Source organism: Leifsonia sp. KNZ12-8B, from assembly GCF_056755495.1.
Genome location: NZ_JBPGXM010000082.1, coordinates 1 through 17,861, shown reverse-complemented (window position 1 = coordinate 17,861; position 17,861 = coordinate 1). Strand labels below are relative to the sequence as shown.

16 protein-coding genes are annotated in these 17,861 nt (G+C 71.7%); 7 read left to right on the top strand and 9 right to left on the bottom strand.

Annotated features, from left to right (window positions below; all coding sequences use genetic code 11):
• Genes ACR9ZG_RS12515 through ACR9ZG_RS12505 form a run of 3 tightly spaced genes read right to left on the bottom strand, consistent with a single transcriptional unit; the run spans position 1 to position 3,304 of the window.
• Positions 1-1,899: a YhgE/Pip family protein gene (locus ACR9ZG_RS12515; protein WP_481285172.1), complete on the bottom strand. Its 1,899-nt coding sequence runs from the start codon at positions 1,897-1,899 to the stop codon at positions 1-3.
• Complete coding sequence (locus tag ACR9ZG_RS12510) at positions 1,896-2,621, bottom strand: hypothetical protein (RefSeq protein ID WP_481285171.1); 726 nt, start codon at positions 2,619-2,621, stop codon at positions 1,896-1,898. The genes ACR9ZG_RS12515 and ACR9ZG_RS12510 overlap by 4 nt, the downstream gene beginning before the upstream one ends.
• Entirely contained in the window at positions 2,618-3,304 is a 687-nt protein-coding gene (locus ACR9ZG_RS12505; protein WP_481285170.1) for a TetR/AcrR family transcriptional regulator, read from the bottom strand. The genes ACR9ZG_RS12510 and ACR9ZG_RS12505 overlap by 4 nt, the downstream gene beginning before the upstream one ends.
• Positions 3,305-3,449: 145 nt before the next feature.
• Between ACR9ZG_RS12505 and ACR9ZG_RS12500 the strand changes: the two genes are divergently transcribed.
• Entirely contained in the window at positions 3,450-4,736 is a 1,287-nt protein-coding gene (locus tag ACR9ZG_RS12500; RefSeq protein ID WP_481285169.1) for an adenylosuccinate synthase, read from the top strand.
• Positions 4,737-4,796: 60 nt separating this feature from the next.
• On the opposite strand, the gene ACR9ZG_RS12495 is transcribed toward ACR9ZG_RS12500, so the two are convergent.
• Positions 4,797-6,104 (bottom strand): GNAT family N-acetyltransferase, encoded by a 1,308-nt coding sequence (locus ACR9ZG_RS12495; RefSeq protein ID WP_481285168.1) that lies wholly within the window; start codon positions 6,102-6,104, stop codon positions 4,797-4,799.
• 109 nt (positions 6,105-6,213) lie between these two features.
• Between ACR9ZG_RS12495 and ACR9ZG_RS12490 the strand changes: the two genes are divergently transcribed.
• From ACR9ZG_RS12490 to ACR9ZG_RS12475, 4 genes are all read left to right on the top strand, one after another.
• Positions 6,214-6,915, top strand: coding sequence for an ABC transporter ATP-binding protein (locus tag ACR9ZG_RS12490; RefSeq protein ID WP_481285167.1), 702 nt, complete (start codon positions 6,214-6,216; stop codon positions 6,913-6,915).
• Positions 6,912-8,237 (top strand): FtsX-like permease family protein, encoded by a 1,326-nt coding sequence (locus ACR9ZG_RS12485; protein WP_481285166.1) that lies wholly within the window; start codon positions 6,912-6,914, stop codon positions 8,235-8,237. Before ACR9ZG_RS12490 ends, ACR9ZG_RS12485 begins: the two co-directional genes overlap by 4 nt.
• Before the next feature lie 67 nt (positions 8,238-8,304).
• Positions 8,305-8,619 (top strand): chorismate mutase, encoded by a 315-nt coding sequence (locus ACR9ZG_RS12480; RefSeq protein WP_481285165.1) that lies wholly within the window; start codon positions 8,305-8,307, stop codon positions 8,617-8,619.
• Between the two features lie 4 nt (positions 8,620-8,623).
• Positions 8,624-9,613 carry an SDR family NAD(P)-dependent oxidoreductase gene (locus ACR9ZG_RS12475; RefSeq protein ID WP_481285164.1) on the top strand — a complete coding sequence of 330 codons (990 nt, stop codon included), beginning with the start codon at positions 8,624-8,626 and terminating at the stop codon, positions 9,611-9,613.
• Positions 9,614-9,711: 98 nt separating this feature from the next.
• On the opposite strand, the gene ACR9ZG_RS12470 is transcribed toward ACR9ZG_RS12475, so the two are convergent.
• Positions 9,712-10,002, bottom strand: a complete 291-nt coding sequence (locus ACR9ZG_RS12470; RefSeq protein ID WP_481285163.1) for a hypothetical protein — start codon at positions 10,000-10,002, stop codon at positions 9,712-9,714.
• A 181-nt stretch (positions 10,003-10,183) separates the two neighbouring features.
• On the opposite strand from ACR9ZG_RS12470, the gene ACR9ZG_RS12465 reads away from it, so the two are divergent.
• The gene (locus ACR9ZG_RS12465; RefSeq protein ID WP_481285162.1) at positions 10,184-10,603 is read left to right on the top strand and encodes an organic hydroperoxide resistance protein; all 420 of its coding nucleotides are present in this window, start codon (positions 10,184-10,186) and stop codon (positions 10,601-10,603) included.
• 144 nt (positions 10,604-10,747) lie between these two features.
• Here ACR9ZG_RS12465 and ACR9ZG_RS12460 read toward each other — a convergent pair whose 3' ends face one another.
• From ACR9ZG_RS12460 to ACR9ZG_RS12450, 3 genes are all read right to left on the bottom strand, one after another.
• Entirely contained in the window at positions 10,748-12,232 is a 1,485-nt protein-coding gene (locus tag ACR9ZG_RS12460; RefSeq protein ID WP_481285173.1) for a glycosyltransferase, read from the bottom strand.
• A 136-nt stretch (positions 12,233-12,368) separates the two neighbouring features.
• Positions 12,369-13,061, bottom strand: coding sequence for a CE1759 family FMN reductase (locus ACR9ZG_RS12455; RefSeq protein ID WP_481285161.1), 693 nt, complete (start codon positions 13,059-13,061; stop codon positions 12,369-12,371).
• Positions 13,062-13,108: 47 nt separating this feature from the next.
• A complete protein-coding gene (locus ACR9ZG_RS12450) occupies positions 13,109-14,296 on the bottom strand; it encodes an LLM class flavin-dependent oxidoreductase (protein ID WP_481285160.1) in 1,188 nt (395 codons plus the stop codon).
• Positions 14,297-14,489: 193 nt separating this feature from the next.
• Between ACR9ZG_RS12450 and ACR9ZG_RS12445 the strand changes: the two genes are divergently transcribed.
• The gene (locus ACR9ZG_RS12445; RefSeq protein WP_481285159.1) at positions 14,490-15,404 is read left to right on the top strand and encodes a DMT family transporter; all 915 of its coding nucleotides are present in this window, start codon (positions 14,490-14,492) and stop codon (positions 15,402-15,404) included.
• A gap of 82 nt (positions 15,405-15,486) precedes the next feature.
• Here ACR9ZG_RS12445 and purL read toward each other — a convergent pair whose 3' ends face one another.
• Positions 15,487-17,811 carry a phosphoribosylformylglycinamidine synthase subunit PurL gene (gene purL, locus ACR9ZG_RS12440; RefSeq protein ID WP_481285158.1) on the bottom strand — a complete coding sequence of 775 codons (2,325 nt, stop codon included), beginning with the start codon at positions 17,809-17,811 and terminating at the stop codon, positions 15,487-15,489.
• Positions 17,812-17,861 lie beyond the last annotated feature (50 nt).

Sequence of the window (17,861 nt, the reverse complement as noted above, 5' to 3'; positions counted from 1 at the left end):
CTACCCGATCAGCGACGGCCGCAGGTCGCGCAGCGTCCGGAAGTGCGTCATCCGCGTCACCCCGATCGCCGCGATGAGCAGCGCGATCAGCATCCACAGGGCGAGCACTCCCGCGTCCGCCCAGGCCGTCGCCGGGTTGCCGCCATACATCAGCTGGCGGATCCCGTCGACCGCGAACGACATCGGGAGCACGTGGTGCAGCGCGGCGAGCGGCCCCGGCAGCGTCTGCCACGGGAACGTGCCTCCCGCGGTCACGAGCTGCAGCACCATGAGCACCAGGCCGAGGAACTGGCCGACACTGCCCAGCCAGACGTTGAGCGCGAGGATGATCGCCGCGAAGGTGAGCGAGGCGAGCGCCATCAGCCCGTACATCCCGAGCGGGTTCTCGATGCCGAATTGCAGCGCCCCCGCCACGATCGCGAACAGCCCGACCATCTGCACCGCGCCAAGGAGGCCCGGCGTGAGCCAGCCGGCGAGCGTCACCTTCACGGGCGAGTGGAGGGCCGTGATGGCCCTGCGCGACACCGGCTTGACGATGAGGAACAGCGCGTAGATGCCGATCCAGCCGGCGAGCGCCACGAAGAACGGCGCGAGACCGGCGCCGTACGTCCCGGCCGAGGTGATCGACTTGTTCCGGAGGTCGACGGGGTCGGCGATGGTCGAGGCCTGCTTCTGCCGCAGGTCGGCCGAGGAGTCGGGTATCTGCTGCACGCCGTCCTTCAGCCCGTCGCGGAGCTCGGCCGTGCCGTCGTGCAGGGTCGTCAGTCCGTCGCGCAGCTGCGCGGCGCCGGTGGAGGCGCTGGAGGCTCCCGACGCGAGCTCGGCCGCCCCCGATGCGGCCTGGTGCGATCCGGAGGCGACCTGGGAGGCGCCGGACGCCAGTTGCGACGCCCCGGCCGACACCTGGTCGGCGCCCGCGGCGAGCTGGTTCACCTGACCGACGAGGGTCTGCACCTGCGTGTTGCCGTTCTGCACCTTGCCGTCGATCTGGTCGAGGGCCTCCTGCACCTGGGCGAGCTGCTCGGGCGTCGCGCCGGCCGCCTGGAGCCGTGCGATGAGCTGCTGCCCGACCGCGGGGGCGTCGGCGGCGACCTGGGCGGCCACCTGGCCGGCCTCCGTCGCCTTCGCGGCCAGCTGGTCGTTGCCGGCGGCGACCTGCGCGGCGCCGTCCTTCAGCTGTGCTGCACCGTCGCTGACCTGCTGCGCACCGTCGGCGAGCGTGCCGAGCGAGGTCGCCAGCGTCTGCGAACCGTCGGCCAGCTGTGCCGTGCCGTCGGCGAGCGCGGACGCCCCCGACTGCGCGGTCGCGCTGCCGTCGACGAGCTGGTCGGCCCCTCCCACCGCCTTCACCAGGTTGGAGCGGATGTCGGCGAGCCCCACGAGGAACTGCTTCGCCGCCTGCTCGTTGACCTGCTGGACGATGGAGGTGCGGATCTTCTCGGCCGCCTGCGTCCCGATGGTCGAGGCGAGGTAGCTGTTGGTGTCGTTGGTCGTCAGCGTCACGACCGCCTGGTGCGGGCTGTCGCCGGAGGCCGACGCGAGCGCCGACGAGAAGTCCTCGGGGAAGGTGATGCTGAAGTCGAAGGCGGAGTCGTCGACGCCGCGAGCGGCGGCAGAGGGGGAGGAGACGACGGTCCAGTCGAACGACCCGTCCTTCACGAGCTGGTCGGCCACCTTCTCGCCGTAGTTCACCTCCGACCCGTCGACCGTCGCGCCGGTGTCGTCGACGACGATCGCCGCGGGCACCTTGTCGAGGTTGGCGTAGGGGTTCTGGTTGGCCCACAGGTACAGGCCGCCGTACAGCACCGGGACGGCCATCAGCGCGATCAGCGCGACGATCGACATCGGGCTGGCGGTCAGGCGGCGGAACTCCGCCGCGATCATCTGCGGGATCTTCATGCGCCCTCCTCGATGGGCTCCGTCACGATCAGGTCGGGCAGGTCGTCGGTGTCGTCCCGGCCCGGGTCCTCGTCGAATGTCCGGACTCCTCCGGAGGTCTGGGGTCCGGTCTCGTCCAGGCGCGAGACCAGGGAGGCGGCGGCGATGGCCGCGGCAGAGGCGTCTCCGGCGATCACCAGCACCGCGATGCCGCGGCCGGCGAGCTCGCGCGCGAACCGCCACCACTCGACGGGGTCGCCGCCGTGCCGGTCGGGGGAGACGATGACGAGCGCCTCGACGCCCTTCCGCATCAGCGCGAGCTCGGCGAGCAGCCGGATGCGCAGGGTCGGCGGCAGCGTGCCGATCGACCAGCGCGCGTAGTCGGCGGCGTCGAGCTCCGCGAGCTTGCGGCCGACCGCCCGGGGGTGGGAGGCGCGGCCGGCGAACATGAGCTCTTCGGCGACGATGCCGGCCACGCTGACGTCGGACGCCGGCTCGCTCACGTCGGGGGCGTCGACGAGCGCGATCCGGCGGCGCATGGCCGAGTAGTCCGTCGCGCCGTCGATGGTCACGGTCCCGGTGTCCGGCCGCATCCGCCCGGAGGCGATCAGCCCGAGCACGGTCGGGCGCTGCTCGGTCTCGGCGCGCGCGAGTGCGGCCTGGCCGCTCTGGAAGGACGCGGACGTCGGAGGGAGGGCGGCGTGCCGGGGACCCTTGGCGACGCCGTCGAGCACGACCTTCATCGGGTGGCTCCCGCGAGGGGGGTCGAGGAGGCCGGCGCGGCGTGCGCCGCCTGCACGGCCTCGAACGCCAGCTCGGGCGTGCCGTCGACGAGCGCGTCGGCCTCCCGCCAGCTCAGTCCGGCGGCGCCGAGCCCGGCGAGCATCACCAGGCGGTGGCCGGTGGCGGGCGACAGCCCCGAGCGGGTCGCCTCGTCGAGCACCGAGACGGCGGCGTTCTCGATGAGGCGCGTGACCGTCTCGAGCTCGAGGTCGGTGCGGAGCTCACCCGCCTCGCGACCGCGTCGGACGGTCTCGCGGAGGCGCTCCCTGGCCGGGTCCATCGCGCTGCCGACGAGCGCGCGGTGCGGCCCGCGCACCGCCATCGCCGCGCTCACCCGGATGTGCTCGACCTCGGACCACAGGGTCGCGCCGAGCAGGGCGATCTCGACGCGCGAGTCGGGGTGCGACACCGGCTCGAGCAGCGCGGCGAGCCGCGCGGCACCGCGGGTGTAGACGTCGATGAGGAGCTCGTCCCTGGTCGAGAAGTGCCCGTAGATCGCGCGGCGGCTGAGGCCGGCACGCGCGGCGATGGTCTCGAGGGAGGCGTCGATGTCCTCGTTCAGCGCCGCGCCGGCGGCCGCGAGGATCGCCTCCCGGTTCGCGGCGGCATCGCGCCGCGGAGCACGGGGGGAGGAAGTGGGCATATCGGCATTCTACTCCTTTTTTGCACAGTGGTGTGCAAGTTAGTCCGCCCCATCCGACGACCCCTCATCCGGGTCGCGATAGGATCGAGTGCAGCGGTCGTCGGGGATTCGCCGTTGCGCCCAACCACCGAGAGGACGTGAGCACGTGCCCGCGATCGTGATCATCGGCGCCCAGTGGGGCGATGAAGGCAAAGGCAAGGCCACCGATCTGCTCGGCAGCCGCATCGACTACGTCGTCAAGTTCAACGGCGGCAACAACGCCGGTCACACCGTCGTCGTCGGCGACGAGAAGTACGCGCTGCACCTGCTGCCGTCGGGCATCCTGACCGAGGGCGTCACGCCGGTCATCGCGAACGGCGTGGTCGTCGACCTCGAGGTGCTCTTCCAGGAGCTGGACGGCCTCATCGCCCGCGGCGTCGACGTCTCGCGTCTGCGCATCAGCTCGAACGCGCACGTCATCACGCAGTACCACCGCACGATCGACAAGGTCACCGAGCGCTTCCTCGGCAAGCGCCAGATCGGCACGACCGGCCGCGGCATCGGCCCCACCTACGCCGACAAGATCAACCGCGTCGGCATCCGCATCCAGGACCTCTTCGACGAGAACATCCTGCGGCAGAAGGTGGAGGGCGCCCTCGACCAGAAGAACCACCTCCTGGTCAAGGTGTACAACCGTCGCGCCATCGGTGTGGACGAGATCGTGGACGACCTGCTCTCGTACGCCGAGCGGCTCCGCCCCATGGTCGTGGACTCGTCGCTGCTGCTGAACCGGGCGCTCGAGGACGGCAAGTACGTGCTGTTCGAGGGCGGCCAGGCGACCATGCTGGATGTCGACCACGGCACCTACCCGTTCGTGACCTCCTCCAACTCGACCGCGGGAGGCGCGGCCACCGGCTCCGGCATCGGCCCGAACCGCATCGACCGCGTGATCGGCATCGTGAAGGCGTACACCACGCGCGTCGGCGCCGGCCCGTTCCCGACCGAGTTGTTCGACGAGTGGGGCGAGTTCCTCCGCGAGCGCGGCTTCGAGTTCGGCACCACCACCGGGCGCCCGCGCCGCACCGGCTGGTACGACGCCCCGGTCGCCCGCTACACGGCCCGGATCAACGGGGTCACCGACTTCGTGCTGACCAAGCTGGACACGCTGACCGGCATCCAGAGCATCCCGGTCTGCGTGGCCTACGACGTCGACGGCGTGCGCCACGACGAGGTGCCGTCCTCGCAGAGCGACTTCCACCACGCGAAGCCGATCTACGAGGAGTTCCCCGGCTGGACCGAGGACATCAGCGGTGCCCGCAGCTTCGAGGACCTCCCGAAGAACGCGCAGGACTACGTCCTCGCGCTGGAGCGCATGTCCGGCGCCCGCATCTCCGCGATCGGCGTGGGCCCGGCCCGCGACGAAATCGTGGTGCGCCACGACCTGGTCGACTGAGCCGACCGAGCCGGCGGACGCCATCGACCCTGCCGAGCTGACTGAGCCGGCCGGCGCCCCCTAGAACCAGGTGCTCAGCCGCGGCGGCACCGCCGTGCGGAAGAGCCGGTCGAGCGCGACCGCGTCGCCGGTGATCCGGCCGGCGAGCGCCAGCGCGCGCGCCAGGTCGTGCCCGAGGTAGACGCTGCCGAGGACGGAGACCGGGAGGGTGACGTCCGGGGCGTCGTCGGTCGCCTCCACCCGGGCCGCGCCGTCGGTGACCGTCAGGCGGTACCGGCCGGAGGCCAGGCCGAGGTCGTCGGAGACGTCGAGCACCAGGGAGCCGTCGCGCTCGTAGCCGCGCGCCTCCAGCGCCGCCGGGATGTCGAGGATGCGCACCCAGAGGTGGTCCTCGACAGCGGTCACCCGCGCCCCGCGTACGTCGGAGACGAGAGCGTGCAGCGGCTCGTCGACGCCGCGGGTCCACGCCCGGACCTCGGCGACCAGGTCGAGCTCGAGCAGGAACCGCCACAGCGCCACGAGAGCCTCGTCGGTCGCGGCGGCCAGGTACTCCACCTCGACCTTGTGGCGGGTGAAGTCGTCCTCGCCCTTGACCGTGTAGCTGACGAAGCCCTGCGGCTCGCCCTCCGCGGAGTCGTAGCGCACCAGCCGGAACCGCTCCGCGTCTGGCGTGCCCTTGAGCGGTCCGATGAGGCGGTCGGCCAGATACGGCGAGAGCCCGATCTCGCCCGGACGCGATGCCATCACGGCGTCGAGCACTCCGTAGGCGGTCTCGCGATACGTCTCGGGATCGGTGAACGAGAGCCGTCCGCCGGTCTGCGGCCCGGCCCAGCGCACCCGCTTGGTGTCGACCCGCCACTCCGAGGCGAAGGTCGCCGGCCCGAAGCCCCAGCGGCCGTAGATCACCGACTCCGAGACGGTGAGGATCGCCAGCGGCAGACCCTGCGCCGCGGCCGTCCGGAGCTCCGAGCCCAGCAGGGCCCGCGCGACGCCGCGTCGCCGATGCGTCGGAGCCACCGTCACCGAGCTGATCGCCCAGGCGTCGACGCGCGAGCCGCCCGGCACGGTCAGCGGGGCCACCCACGAGTTCACCGTGCCGACCGGCGTCGGCGACGGGATGGTGTCGTCGTAGACGGCGGTCGTGCGACGGTCGCGGAGGTAGCCGCGCGCCTCCGTCAGCACCTCCTCCTTGGGGGCCGGGCTGTGGAAGCCGCGGAAGTCGGCGCGGATCCACTCACCGAACGCCGCGTCGTCGGAGGTGTCGATCAGCGCGAGCCGCAGGCCCGAACCGGTCAGCTCGCGGACCGACTGCTCGTCGACGGGCGCATCGGAGACCGTGGTGGAGGAAGACGACTGGTTCTGCTGCATGGATCCACCGTATCGACCGAGGGTGCTACGCCGCGAGGATGACGGAATCCGTGGAGAGATGCCGCCGCGGACCGATGTGTGGAAAGACGCGGGACGGGAGGCTGGAGGCATGACATCCAGCACCGCTCCCGCACTCGCCGCGACCGGCCTCACCAAGACCTACGGCACCGCCACCGCGCTGGCCGGCGTCGACTTCCGCGTGCTGCCCGGCGAGTCCGTGGCCATCATGGGCGCATCGGGCTCCGGCAAGACGACCCTGCTGCACTGCCTGGCCGGCATCATCCGCCCCGACGCCGGCTCGGTCGTCCTCGCCAGCGCGCACGGCCCGGTGGAGGTCACCGCGCTGGGCGAGAGCGAGCGCAGCCGGCTGCGCAGGGAGGCCTTCGGGTTCGTCTTCCAGCAGGGCCTCCTGCTGCCCGAGCTCACGGCGATCGAGAACGCCGCGCTGCCCCTCCTGCTCGCCGGCCACGACCGTCGCTCCGCCGAGCAGACGGCGGGTGCGTGGCTCGCGACCCTCGGCCTCTCCGGATTCGAGGGGCGGCGCATCGGCCAGCTCTCGGGCGGCCAGGCGCAGCGCGTCGCCATCGCCCGCGCGCAGGTCGGCGGCGCCGCGGTCGTGTTCGCCGACGAGCCGACCGGCGCGCTCGACTCGCACACCTCCGCCGACGTGATGGAGGCGCTCATCGCCTCCACGACCGGACGCGGCCGCTCGCTCGTGGTCGTGACCCACGACGAGGAGGTGGCCGCGCGCTGCTTCCGCGTCGTCCGGCTGGCCGACGGCCGGATCGTCGACGAGGCGGTGACCCGATGACGACGATCCGCCTCGCCTGGCTCTTCGCGCGCCGCGGCGCCGCCGAGCGCTCAACCGTGGTCCTCCCGGTCGTCGCCTTCGCGGTCGTCACCGCGCTCCTGCTCATCGTCGCCGGCGGCGCGCAGGCCTTCTTCTCGTGGACCGACGAGGAGGCCTTCGTCTACCAGGCGCTCGCCGTCGTCGCGCTCGCCCTGCTCGTCGTGCCCCTGGTCGCGCTCGGCGGTTCAGCCGCGCGGCTGTCCGCCCGGCGCCGCGACGACCGGCTGGCGACCCTGCGCCTGCTCGGTGCGACGCCGTCGCTCGTGACGGCCCTCACCGTCATCGAGTCGACGCTGCTCGCCATCGCCGGCGCCGTCGTCGGCCTGCTGCTCTTCCTGGCCGTCGCACCGCTCGTGGACCTCATCCCGTTCCGGGGGGAGGCGCTGGGCACCGCCGTGCTGCTGCCTCCCGCGGCGCTCGTCATCGCCGTGGCGGGCATCGGCGCGCTCGCCGCCGTGAGCGCCGCCATCGGGCTGCGCCGGGTCGTGCTGTCGCCGCTCGGCGTGCGGACGAAGCAGGAGGCTCCGCGCCTCCACTGGGCCCGCCTCCTCATCGGGGTGGCGGTGGTGGCGCTCGCGTTCGCCGCGATGAGTGCGCTGCAGCTCGCCGGCGGAGTGGCGATGATCCTCACCATCCTCGCCCTCGGCTTCGGCGGCACGATCGCCGTCCTGAACCTGGTCGGCCCGTGGCTGCTGCGGGTCGTGGCGTCGCGGCAGGCGCGGCGCGCCCGCACCGCCCGCCGGCTGATCGCCGCACGCACGGTCCTGGAGTCGCCGAAGGCGGCGTGGCGACAGGTCTCCGGCGTCGCGATGACGAGCTTCATGGCGGTGTTCGCCGGTGTCGGCGTCGCCGTGCTCGGCGCGCTGGGCCAGGACGAGGAGTCCGCGCAGCTGCTCGCCGACATCCGCACCGGCATCGTGATCACGGTCGTCGCCTCGTTCCTCATGGTCGCGTGCTCGGCCGGCGTGAACCAGGCCGCCGCGGTCCTCGACCGCCGCGACCTCTACGTCAGCCTCGACCGGCTCGGCATGCCGCTGACCGAGATGGAGGCCGCCCGCACCCGCGCGATCATGTCGCCGCTGCGCGTGACGACGGTGACGGCCGCCCTGACCGCGGCGGTCGTCGTGCTCCCGCTCGCCGGTGCGAGCCTGATCATCGCGCCTGCGAGCATCGCCGTGATCGCAGCGTGCCTCGCCGCCGGCGTGCTGCTCGTGCGGCTCGCGCTGCTGGCGACCCGTCCGGTGCTGCGGCGCGTGCTGGCCGACCCCGCGCCGAGCCTGTGACCGTCCGCGGGAGGCCGTGGCCGGCCTCCCGCGTCCGGCGGTCGCCGCCACCCGCTAGGGTCGGAACATGCCTGAGAACGAGTCCGTCGCCGACGCCGTCGAGCGCCTGCACAGCATCCGGCAGAGCATCGACAACATCGACGCCGCCGTCATCCACATGCTGGCCGAGCGGTTCAAGTTCACCCAGCAGGTCGGCGCGCTGAAGGCCGCACACGGCCTCCCTCCCGCCGACCCCGAGCGCGAGCGGGAGCAGATCGAGCGCCTGCGCGCGCTCGCCGAGGAGAGCCACCTCGATCCGGCGTTCGCCGAGAAGTTCCTCAACTTCATCATCGCCGAGGTCATCCACCACCACGAGCGCATCGCGACCGAGAACGGCGCCTGACCGCATGGCGTGGAACCCGGCCGCGCTGCCCGACACGCACGGCCGCACCATCGCCATCACGGGCGCGAACGCGGGCGTCGGCTACTTCACCGCCGAGCAGCTCGCCGGCGCGGGTGCACATGTGATCCTCGCCTGCCGCGATCAGGAGCGGGCGGAGGCTGCCGTCGCGGCGATCCGCCGCCGCGTCCCGGGCGCCCGGGTGGAGGCGACCCCGCTCGACGTCACGGACCGCGCCTCGGTCGACGCCGCGGCCGAAGGGCTGCTGGAGCGCGACCGGCTCGACGGGCTCATCCTCAACGCGGGCATCGTGCACGCGCCGCGCACCCGCCGCACCGACCCGTACGGCAACGAGCTGGTGCTCTCCACGAACGTGCTCGGGCACTTCCGGCTGGTGGCGCGCGTGCTTCCGGTGCTGGAGCGGACGGCGGCGGGCGTGGCGGGCGCCGGTGGTTCCGGTGATGCAGGCGGCGCTGCGGGCGTCGGCGGTGCCGGTGGCGTCCGCGTCGTCTCCCTCGGCTCGCTGGCCACGCGGCTCGGGAGGCTGCGGCTCGACGACCTGCAGCTCGAGCGCTCCTACACGTCGTGGCGCGCGTACTCCGGGTCGAAGATCGCGCTGCAGGCGTTCGGCTTCGAGCTGGAGCGCCGGCTGCGGGCAGGCGGAAGCGGAGTGACGAGCCTGGTCGTGCATCCCGGATACTCCACCTCGGGCCGGACGCCCGGCATCCGCGGCGTCAACCACCCGTCGCGCGCGAAGCGGTTCGTCGACAACCTGCAGGCCGCGTGGACGCAGGGCAAGGATCATGGCGCCTGGGCCCCGGTGCGCGCGATGCTCGACGAGACCCTCACCGGCGACGACTACCTCGGCCCGCTGGCGCGCACGAAGGGCATCCCCGTGCAGGCGCACCCGACCCGCTTCTCGCACTCACCGCGTACCGGCGCCCGCCTCTGGCCCCTCCTGGAGGTCGCCTCGGCCCAGCCCTTCCCCCTCCCGTAGCAAACCGTCGAGTACGCGGACTTTCTGCGTACTCGACGGTTTTGGCGCGAATTCGCGCGTACTCGGCGGCTACGGACCGGGCCGGGCGGGACGGCGGGTCAGTCGACGACGATCGAGAGGAGGCGGTGGTCGGCCGGGACGGCCGCGCGCAGTGCGTCGCGCGCCGACGCGTAGTCGGGGCCGTCGGCCTCCAGCTCCTGGACCGCGGTCGGCCGCATCAGGCCGGTCGCGATCACACGGCCGCCGCGGGGCATGGCGTTGTGCACCTGCAGGAGCTCGTAGCCCTCGGGGACCTGCTCCTCGACCAGGGCGCGCGCCGTCTGCGCATCGTCGGCCTCGGCCGTGACCTCCTGGGTCAGGCTCGACTGCACCAGTCCGCGCACGCGCATCAGGCGCCTCCTCCGGCGCGGTCCGGGGCGGCGGGAGGCGGGGCGACGGGAGGCACGGATCAACGCTACCCGAGCCTCCCGACGCCGCCGCGCAGCGCCGCGCGCCGCAGCGCCCAGCCGTACACCCGACGGCTGGGCGGCCTCCCAGCCGTTATCCAGACGGCTGGGATGGGCTGAGGACATGGACATCGCATACACCGCCATCGCACATGCCACCGGAGGGGGCCGCGACGGTCACGTCCGCAGCGAGGACGACCGCCTCGACCTCGACACCCGCCCGCCGCGCGAGCTCGGCGGCTCCGGCGACGGCACCAACCCGGAGCAGCTCTTCGCCGCGGGGTTCGCGGCGTGCTTCCTCAGCGCGCTCCACGCTGTCGGCCGCGCCGAGAAGCTCGACACGACCGACGCCGCCGTCTCGGCGAGCGTCGGCATCGGCCCGAACGGCGACGGCGGCTTCGCCCTCGCGGTCGAGCTGGACGTCTACATCCCGCGCGTCGGCCGCGAGCAGGCCGACCAGTTGGCCGAGAAGGCGCACCACGTGTGCCCATACTCGAACGCGACCCGCGGCAACATCCCGGTCAAGCTGACCATCGTCGAGTAGTACCCCGCCGAGTAGTACCGGCCGAGCAGCACCCCGCCGAGCAAAACCCCGCCGAGCAGCACCCCGCCGAGTCGTGACTCGTTGCGGGTCCGCCCGCCGAGACGTGACATCAGCTCACGACTCGGCGGGCGGACCCGCATCAGCTCACGACTCGGCGCTGACGCGGCCCACCTTCTCGGTCTTGTCCCAGCGCGCCTCCGCGCCGGCCAGCTCCTTCAGGTAGGAGTCGAACGTGATCGCGCACAGCAGCGACCCGTACCCGGCGAGGTAGATCAGCGCGGGCGCGAGCCAGCGGCCCGCCCGCGTGCGCTCGGAGACGCGCGCGAGCCACGCGACGACCATCGAGAACGGGATCCAGACGTAGATCGCCAGGGTCAGCACGAACAGCGTGGACTCGTCGAGCGTCGCCCCGAACAGCCCGGGCAGCCGGACCAGCATCACCTCCGGGAACAGCGCCACCAGCATCACGAGCATGTTGACGATGCCAGGGAAGAGCAGCACGTGCCCGAGCTCGCGCTTGGTCGTCGGGGCGTCGGTCAGCGACCCGAGGATGAGCACGAACAGGTACGCCAGCGCCGCCGAGATCCAGAGCACGCGGAACACGCTCGTCGCGAAGGCGCTGTCGAGGAACAGCAGCCCCGCCAGCCCGATCGACGACAGCACCATGATGAGCGGGAGCAGCCAGAGGCTGAACCACACGATGCCGAAGGTCCACGCGCCCAGGTGGTGCACCTTCGACGGCCGGAACCAGATGTCCTTGTACCGCGCGGTGACGGTGACGTTGCCGCGGGCCCAGCGCAGCCGCTGCTTCCAGAGCGCGTCGACCCCCGCTGGCTCCTCGGCGAGCACGTGCGCGTGCGGTTCGAACACGACCCTGCGGCCCTTCAGCTGGGTCTCGAAGGTCGTGATCGTGTCCTCCGCGAGCGAGGAGGTGTCGATGCGCCCGCCGATGGCCACGAGGTTCTCGCGGGAGTGGAGCTGCGCCCCGCCGGCGAGGCACGCCTGCGCGCCCAGCACGTTCTGCGCCCGCCGCGCCGCGGGCTGCGAGAGCACGTACTCCACACTGATGAACTTGGTCAGGTAGTTGCGCCCGCTGGTGCTGCCCTCACGGATGTACGCGGACACGGCCCCGACCTCGGGATCGGCGAGGTGCCTGGTCATCTTGCGCAGCGACGGCGGGGTGTAGATGACGTCGGCGTCCATGACGAGCAGCGCCTCCATCCAGTCGTCCTCGAGGATCTGCCGGATGCCGTGGTTGAGCGTGTGCGCCTTGCCCTGGCCGCCCTGCTCGCGCCGCAGCAGGTGCACGTTGCCGGGGTAGCGGGCCGCGCGGTCGCGCACCACGTCGGGGGTGTCGTCGGTGCTCGCGTCGTCGACGACGTAGATGCGCAGCGCCTCGCGCGGGTAGTCGAGCTTCATCAGCCGGTCGATGGAGGCGCCGATCACGGCACCCTCGTTCCAGGCCGGGACGACGATCGCCACCCGCGGGAGGTACGGAGCCGCCTTGCCGTAGTGGTTGATCCACGCGTGGAACGGGATGGCGAGGAACGTCGCAGCCGCCGCGACCACGGGGATGAGCCCGCTCAGCGCCAGGATCAGGCACACGATCACCCCGATCCACTGCAGCACCGCAAGCACATCCACGGAAACCCCCTTCGTCTACCCGCCACCCTACCCAAGGGACCGCCGGGGGGAAGCGAACGGGGCCCCGTCGTGGACGGGGCCCCGAGAGGCGTTCGCTGTGGAGAACATCAGGCGACGGGGATCACCCCTTCTTCGGCCCGAGCGACCCTCCCGCGGCGAGCCGCATCAGGTCGGAGCTCAGGTCGATCCCCAGCTCGCTGCCGCCGGCCGAGCCGAACTCGTGCTGGTAGTGCTCCCACGAGGTGTCCTTGATCTTCGCCTCCACACCCGTCTCCATCAGCACGACCAGCTCGCGCGCGGCCCGGTCGATGCGCTTCCCGAGCGACTTGTCCTGCCAGTCCTCGGTCGACGCGAACACCGAGGTCGGCGTCGTCATCGTGCGCAGGAAGGCGAACAGCGACCGCATCTGCTCGTCGACCACGAGCGCGTGCCGGGCGGTGCCGGCGGTCGCGCCGAGCACGACGGGCTTGGCGATGAGGAGGTCGTTGTCGAGCACCTGGAAGAACGAGCTGAACAGCCCGCTCGGCCCGGCCTTGTACACGGGCGCGGTCGCGATGATGCCGTCAGCGCCCCGCAGCGCCTCGATCGCCTTCGTGAACTTCGGCCCCAGGTGGCCGGAGGCGAGCGCCCCCGACAGCTCCGGCAGCAGCTCGCGCAGGTCGAGGTGCAGGGTCTCGACGGTGTGCCCGTCGCGCTGCGCGGCCGCCTCCACCCGCAGGGCCAGCCGGTCGGCCAGCATCTTGGTGGAGGACGGGTCGCTCACGCCCGCGTTGACCACGACCACCCGGAACGGGCGGTGCTCGGTGTCAGTCATCATTCCTTCTTTCGAGACGAGATCGCGATAGCGGGAGGCGTCGTCGCTCAGAGCGACGGGTAGCTCGCCTGGAACTGTTCCTCGGTGTCCTGGTAGGGGGAGGCGCCGGTCACGTTGTCGCCGCGGTTGGCGTTCGGGCGGGGCTGGCGCGGCGCCTCGTCGCCGTACTTGGCGGTGACGAGGGAGGCGTGGGTGGGTGCGTCAGGGACCTCGGGGTCGCGACGGGCCGCCAGCTCCTTGCGCAGCACGGGGACGACCTCCTCGCCCAGCAGGTCGAGCTGCTTGAGCACGGTCGACAGCGGGAGGCCGGCGTGGTCCATCAGGAACAGCTGACGCTGGTAGTCGCCCGCCCACTCTCGGAAGGTCAGCGTCTTGTCGATGACCTCCTGCGGGCTGCCGACGGTCAGCGGCGTCGCCTCCTCGAACTCCTCCATCGTCGGGCCGTTGCCGTAGACGGGGGCCTCGTTGAAGTAGGGGCGGAACTCGCGCTTGGCGTCCTGCGAGTTCTTGGCGATGTACGCCTGGCCGCCGAGGCCGACGATCGCCTGCTTGGCGGTGCCGTGGCCGTAGTGCTCGAAGCGCTCGCGGTAGAAGGCGATCAGGCGCTGGTAGTGCTCCTTCGGCCAGAAGATGTTGTTGGCGAAGAAGCCGTCGCCGTAGAAGGCCGCCTGCTCGGCGATCTCCGGGGTGCGGATGCTGCCGTGCCAGACGAACGGGGCCACGTCGTCCAGCGGGCGCGGCGTGGAGGTGAAGCCCTGCAGCGGGGTGCGGAAGTGTCCCTCCCAGTCGACGACGTCCTCCCGCCACAGCCGGTGCAGCAGGTTGTAGTTCTCGAGCGCGAGGGGCAGGCTCTGCCGGATGTCCTTGCCGAACCACGGGTACACCGGGCCGGTGTTGCCGCGGCCGAGCATGACGTCCATCCGCCCCTTGGCGAGGTGCTGGAGCATCGCGTACTCCTCGGCGATGCGCACCGGGTCGTTCGTGGTGATCAGGGTGGTGGAGGTGGAGAGCACGAGCCGCTCGGTGAGGGCCGCGATGTGCGACAGCAGGACGGCGGGCGACGACGAGAAGAACGGCGGGTTGTGGTGCTCGCCGACCGCGAAGACGTCGAGCCCGACCTCCTCGGCGTGGACCGCGATCTTGACGATCGCGTCGATGCGCTCCGCCTCGCTGGGCGTGGCGTCCGCGACCGGGTCGCGGGTGATGTCGCTGACGGAGAAGATCCCGAACTGCATGGCTGACTCCTTGTGGTCGTTCTCGCCGTTTGTATGCAAACGCATACAACGCGGATGCGGCGGGAGTATTCCCGGCCTCCAGTCTGGCCTCGGTGCTGCCGATTCAGCCAGGTCCCGCAAAGGTCAGGACAATCTGCACTGCAGGTCCGATTCCCGCGCGCCCGGCGTCGGGGGCAGCCGCTAGCCTCGCAGGGTGAAAGTCGCTGTGCAGTTCATCGCGATGGGGCTCATCTGGGGTGCCAGCTTCCTGTTCATGAAGGTCGCGCTGGAGGGCGTCTCGTTCGGGCAGGTCGCCTGGGCGCGGCTGGTCTTCGGTGCGCTCACGCTCGGCGTGATCATGCTCGTGATGCGCAGCCGGCTGCCGCGGGAGCCGATCGTCTGGCTGCACTTCGTGGTCGTGGCAATCACGTACTGCGTCGTGCCGTTCCTCCTCTTCGCCTGGGCCGAGCAGTACGTCTCGTCGAGCCTCGCGAGCATCTACAACGCCGTGACGCCGATCACGACGGCCATCCTGGCGACCGTCGCGTTCCGCGTGGAGAAGCTCAACCGCGACCAGGTGCTCGGCGTGCTGATCGGTGTGGTGGGCGTCGTGGTCATCGTGGGGCCGTGGCACGTGGAGGCGCTGAGCGGCAGCATCCAGGGCCAGCTCGCCTGCCTGGGCGCCGTGACCTGCTACGGCTTCAGCTTCGGCTACATCCGCCGGTTCATCAGCAGCCGCGACATCCCGGCGACGACCACGGCCTTCCTCAACATCGGCCTCGCGGCCGCGATCATGGTGGTGCTCACGCCGATCGTGGCGTGGAGCCCGATCGACTTCTCCTGGCCGGTGCTGCTGTCGCTGCTCGCCCTCGGCGCGCTCGGGACCGGCGTCGTCTACATCTGGAACATGAACGTGCTGCGTGCGTGGGGTCCGACCGCGACCTCGAGCGTGACCTACGTGACGCCTGTCGTGGGCGTGGCGCTCGGCATCCTGATCCTGGGCGAGCGGCTCAGCTGGAACGAGCCGGTCGGCGCGCTGGTGGTGCTCGCGGGCATCCTCCTGACGCAGCAGCGGGTGCGGCTGTTCACCCGCCGGCAGGCCGAGCTGGCCGTCGCCGAACGGTCCTGACCGCTCAGACGCGCAGCGGCTTGACGCAACACGCCGCCTCGCGAGTCCGCGAGACGGCGTGTCGTGACAAGTGGATGCGGCGCTAGGCGACCGTCGGGCCGAAGTGCTCCGGGAGGGTCGAGCGGTGCACGCCGCGCAGCTCCTCCACGCCGACGGTGAAGAGGTCCTGCACCTCGAGCACCGGCTGCGTGCCGACCTCGGCGTCGGTCACGCCGATCCGCAGCACCGGGATGCCCCGGCCCTCGCAGAGACCGCGGAACTTGACGTCGTCCTCGCGCGGCACCGACACGATCACCCGGCCGGTCGACTCGCTGAACAGGGCGGTCGCGGCGTCGATGCCGTCGCGCTCCGTGATCTCGCCCAGCCAGACGCGGGCGCCGACGCCGAAGCGCATGACGCTCTCGGCGAGGGCCTGCGCCAGGCCGCCGTCGGCGAGGTCGTGCGCGGACGAGACGAGCCCCTCCTGCGCCGCCGCGTGCAGCGTCTCGGCCAGCCGGCGCTCGCCGGCCAGGTCGACCGCGGGCGGCAGGCCGCCGAGGTGGCCGTGGATCGTGCCCGCCCAGGCGGAGCCGTCGAGCTCCTCCCGGGTGATGCCGAGGAGGTAGATGTTCTCGCCCTCGTCCTGCCAGCCGGCGGGGATGCGGCGGGCGACGTCGTCGATCACGCCGAGCACGCCGACGACCGGGGTCGGGAAGATCGGGGTGTCGCCGGTCTGGTTGTAGAACGACACGTTGCCGCCGGTGACCGGCACCTCCAGCTCCAGGCAGGCGTCCGAAAGACCCTCGACGGCCTGCGAGAACTGCCACATGACCTCGGGGTTCTCCGGGCTGCCGAAGTTGAGGCAGTCGGTGACCGCGGCCGGGACCGCGCCCGACGCGGCGACGTTGCGGTAGGCCTCCGCGAGGGCCAGCTTTGCGCCCTGCTTGGGGTCGAGCTGGCAGTAGCGGCCGTTCGCGTCGGTGGCGATGGCGAAGCCGAGTCCGCTCTCCTCGTCGACGCGGATCATGCCGGCGTCGTCCGGGAAGGCGAGCGCGGTGTTGCCGCCCACGAAGTAGTCGTACTGGTCGGTGATCCAGCCCTTGTCCGCGAGGTTGGCGCTGCCGAGGAGGGCGAGCACCTGCTCCCGCAGCTCGTCGCCGGTGGTGGGGCGGGGGAGGCTGGAGGCGCTGTCGGCCTGCAGCGCGTCGATCCACGCCGGGTAGGCCACGGGCCGCTCGTAGACCGGGCCGTCGACCGCGACCGTGCGCGGGTCGACGTTGACGATCTCCTCGCCCTTCCAGTCGATGACCAGGCGCCCGGTGTCGGTGACCTCGCCGAGCACGCTGGTCTCGACGTCCCACTTCGCGGTGACGGCGAGGAAGGCGTCGAGCAGCTCGGGCTTGACGACCGCCATCATGCGCTCCTGGCTCTCGGACATGAGGATCTCCTCCGCCGTGAGCGTGGGGTCGCGCAGCAGCACGTGGTCGAGCGTGATGTGCATCCCGCCGTCGCCGTTGGAGGCGAGCTCGCTCGTCGCGCACGAGATGCCGGCGGCGCCGAGGTCCTGGATGCCCTCGACCAGCTTGTCGCGGTACAGCTCGAGGCAGCACTCGATGAGCACCTTCTCGGCGAACGGGTCGCCCACCTGCACCGCCGGGCGCTTGGTCGGGCCACCGGCCGAGAACGTGTCGGACGCGAGGATGCTCGCGCCGCCGATGCCGTCTCCACCCGTGCGCGCGCCGAACAGGACCACCTTGTTGCCGACGCCGGACGCGTTGGCGAGGTGCAGGTCCTCGTGGCGGAGCACGCCCACCGACAGCGCGTTGACGAGCGGGTTGCCCTGGTACACCGGGTCAAAGTAGGTCTCGCCGCCGATGTTCGGCAGGCCGAGGCAGTTGCCGTAGAACGAGATGCCCGAGACCACGCCGTGCACGACGCGGGCGGTGTCCGGGTCGTCGATCGCGCCGAAGCGCAGCTGGTCCATCACGGCGACGGGACGGGCGCCCATCGAGATGATGTCGCGCACGATGCCGCCGACGCCGGTCGCGGCGCCCTGGAACGGCTCGATGTAGGAGGGGTGGTTGTGCGACTCCACCTTGAAGGTGACGGCCCAGCCCTCGCCGACGTCGACGACGCCCGCGTTCTCGCCCATGCCGACCATGAGGTTCTTCTTCATCGCCGGGCTGACCTTCTGGCCGAACTGGCGCAGGTAGATCTTCGACGACTTGTACGAGCAGTGCTCCGACCACATCACCGAGTACATGGCGAGCTCGCCGCTGGTGGGGCGGCGGCCCAGGATCTCGCGGATGCGCGCGTACTCGTCGTCCTTGAGGCCCAGCGCGGCGTACGGCTGCTCCTTCTCGGGCGTCGCGGCCGCGTTGGCGACCGTGTCGACGACGTGCTGGGTCGGGAGGGAGGTGTCGGTCACGCGGGCACTCCAGGCTGAGCGGGCGGAGGGGGATGAGGCCAGTCTACCGG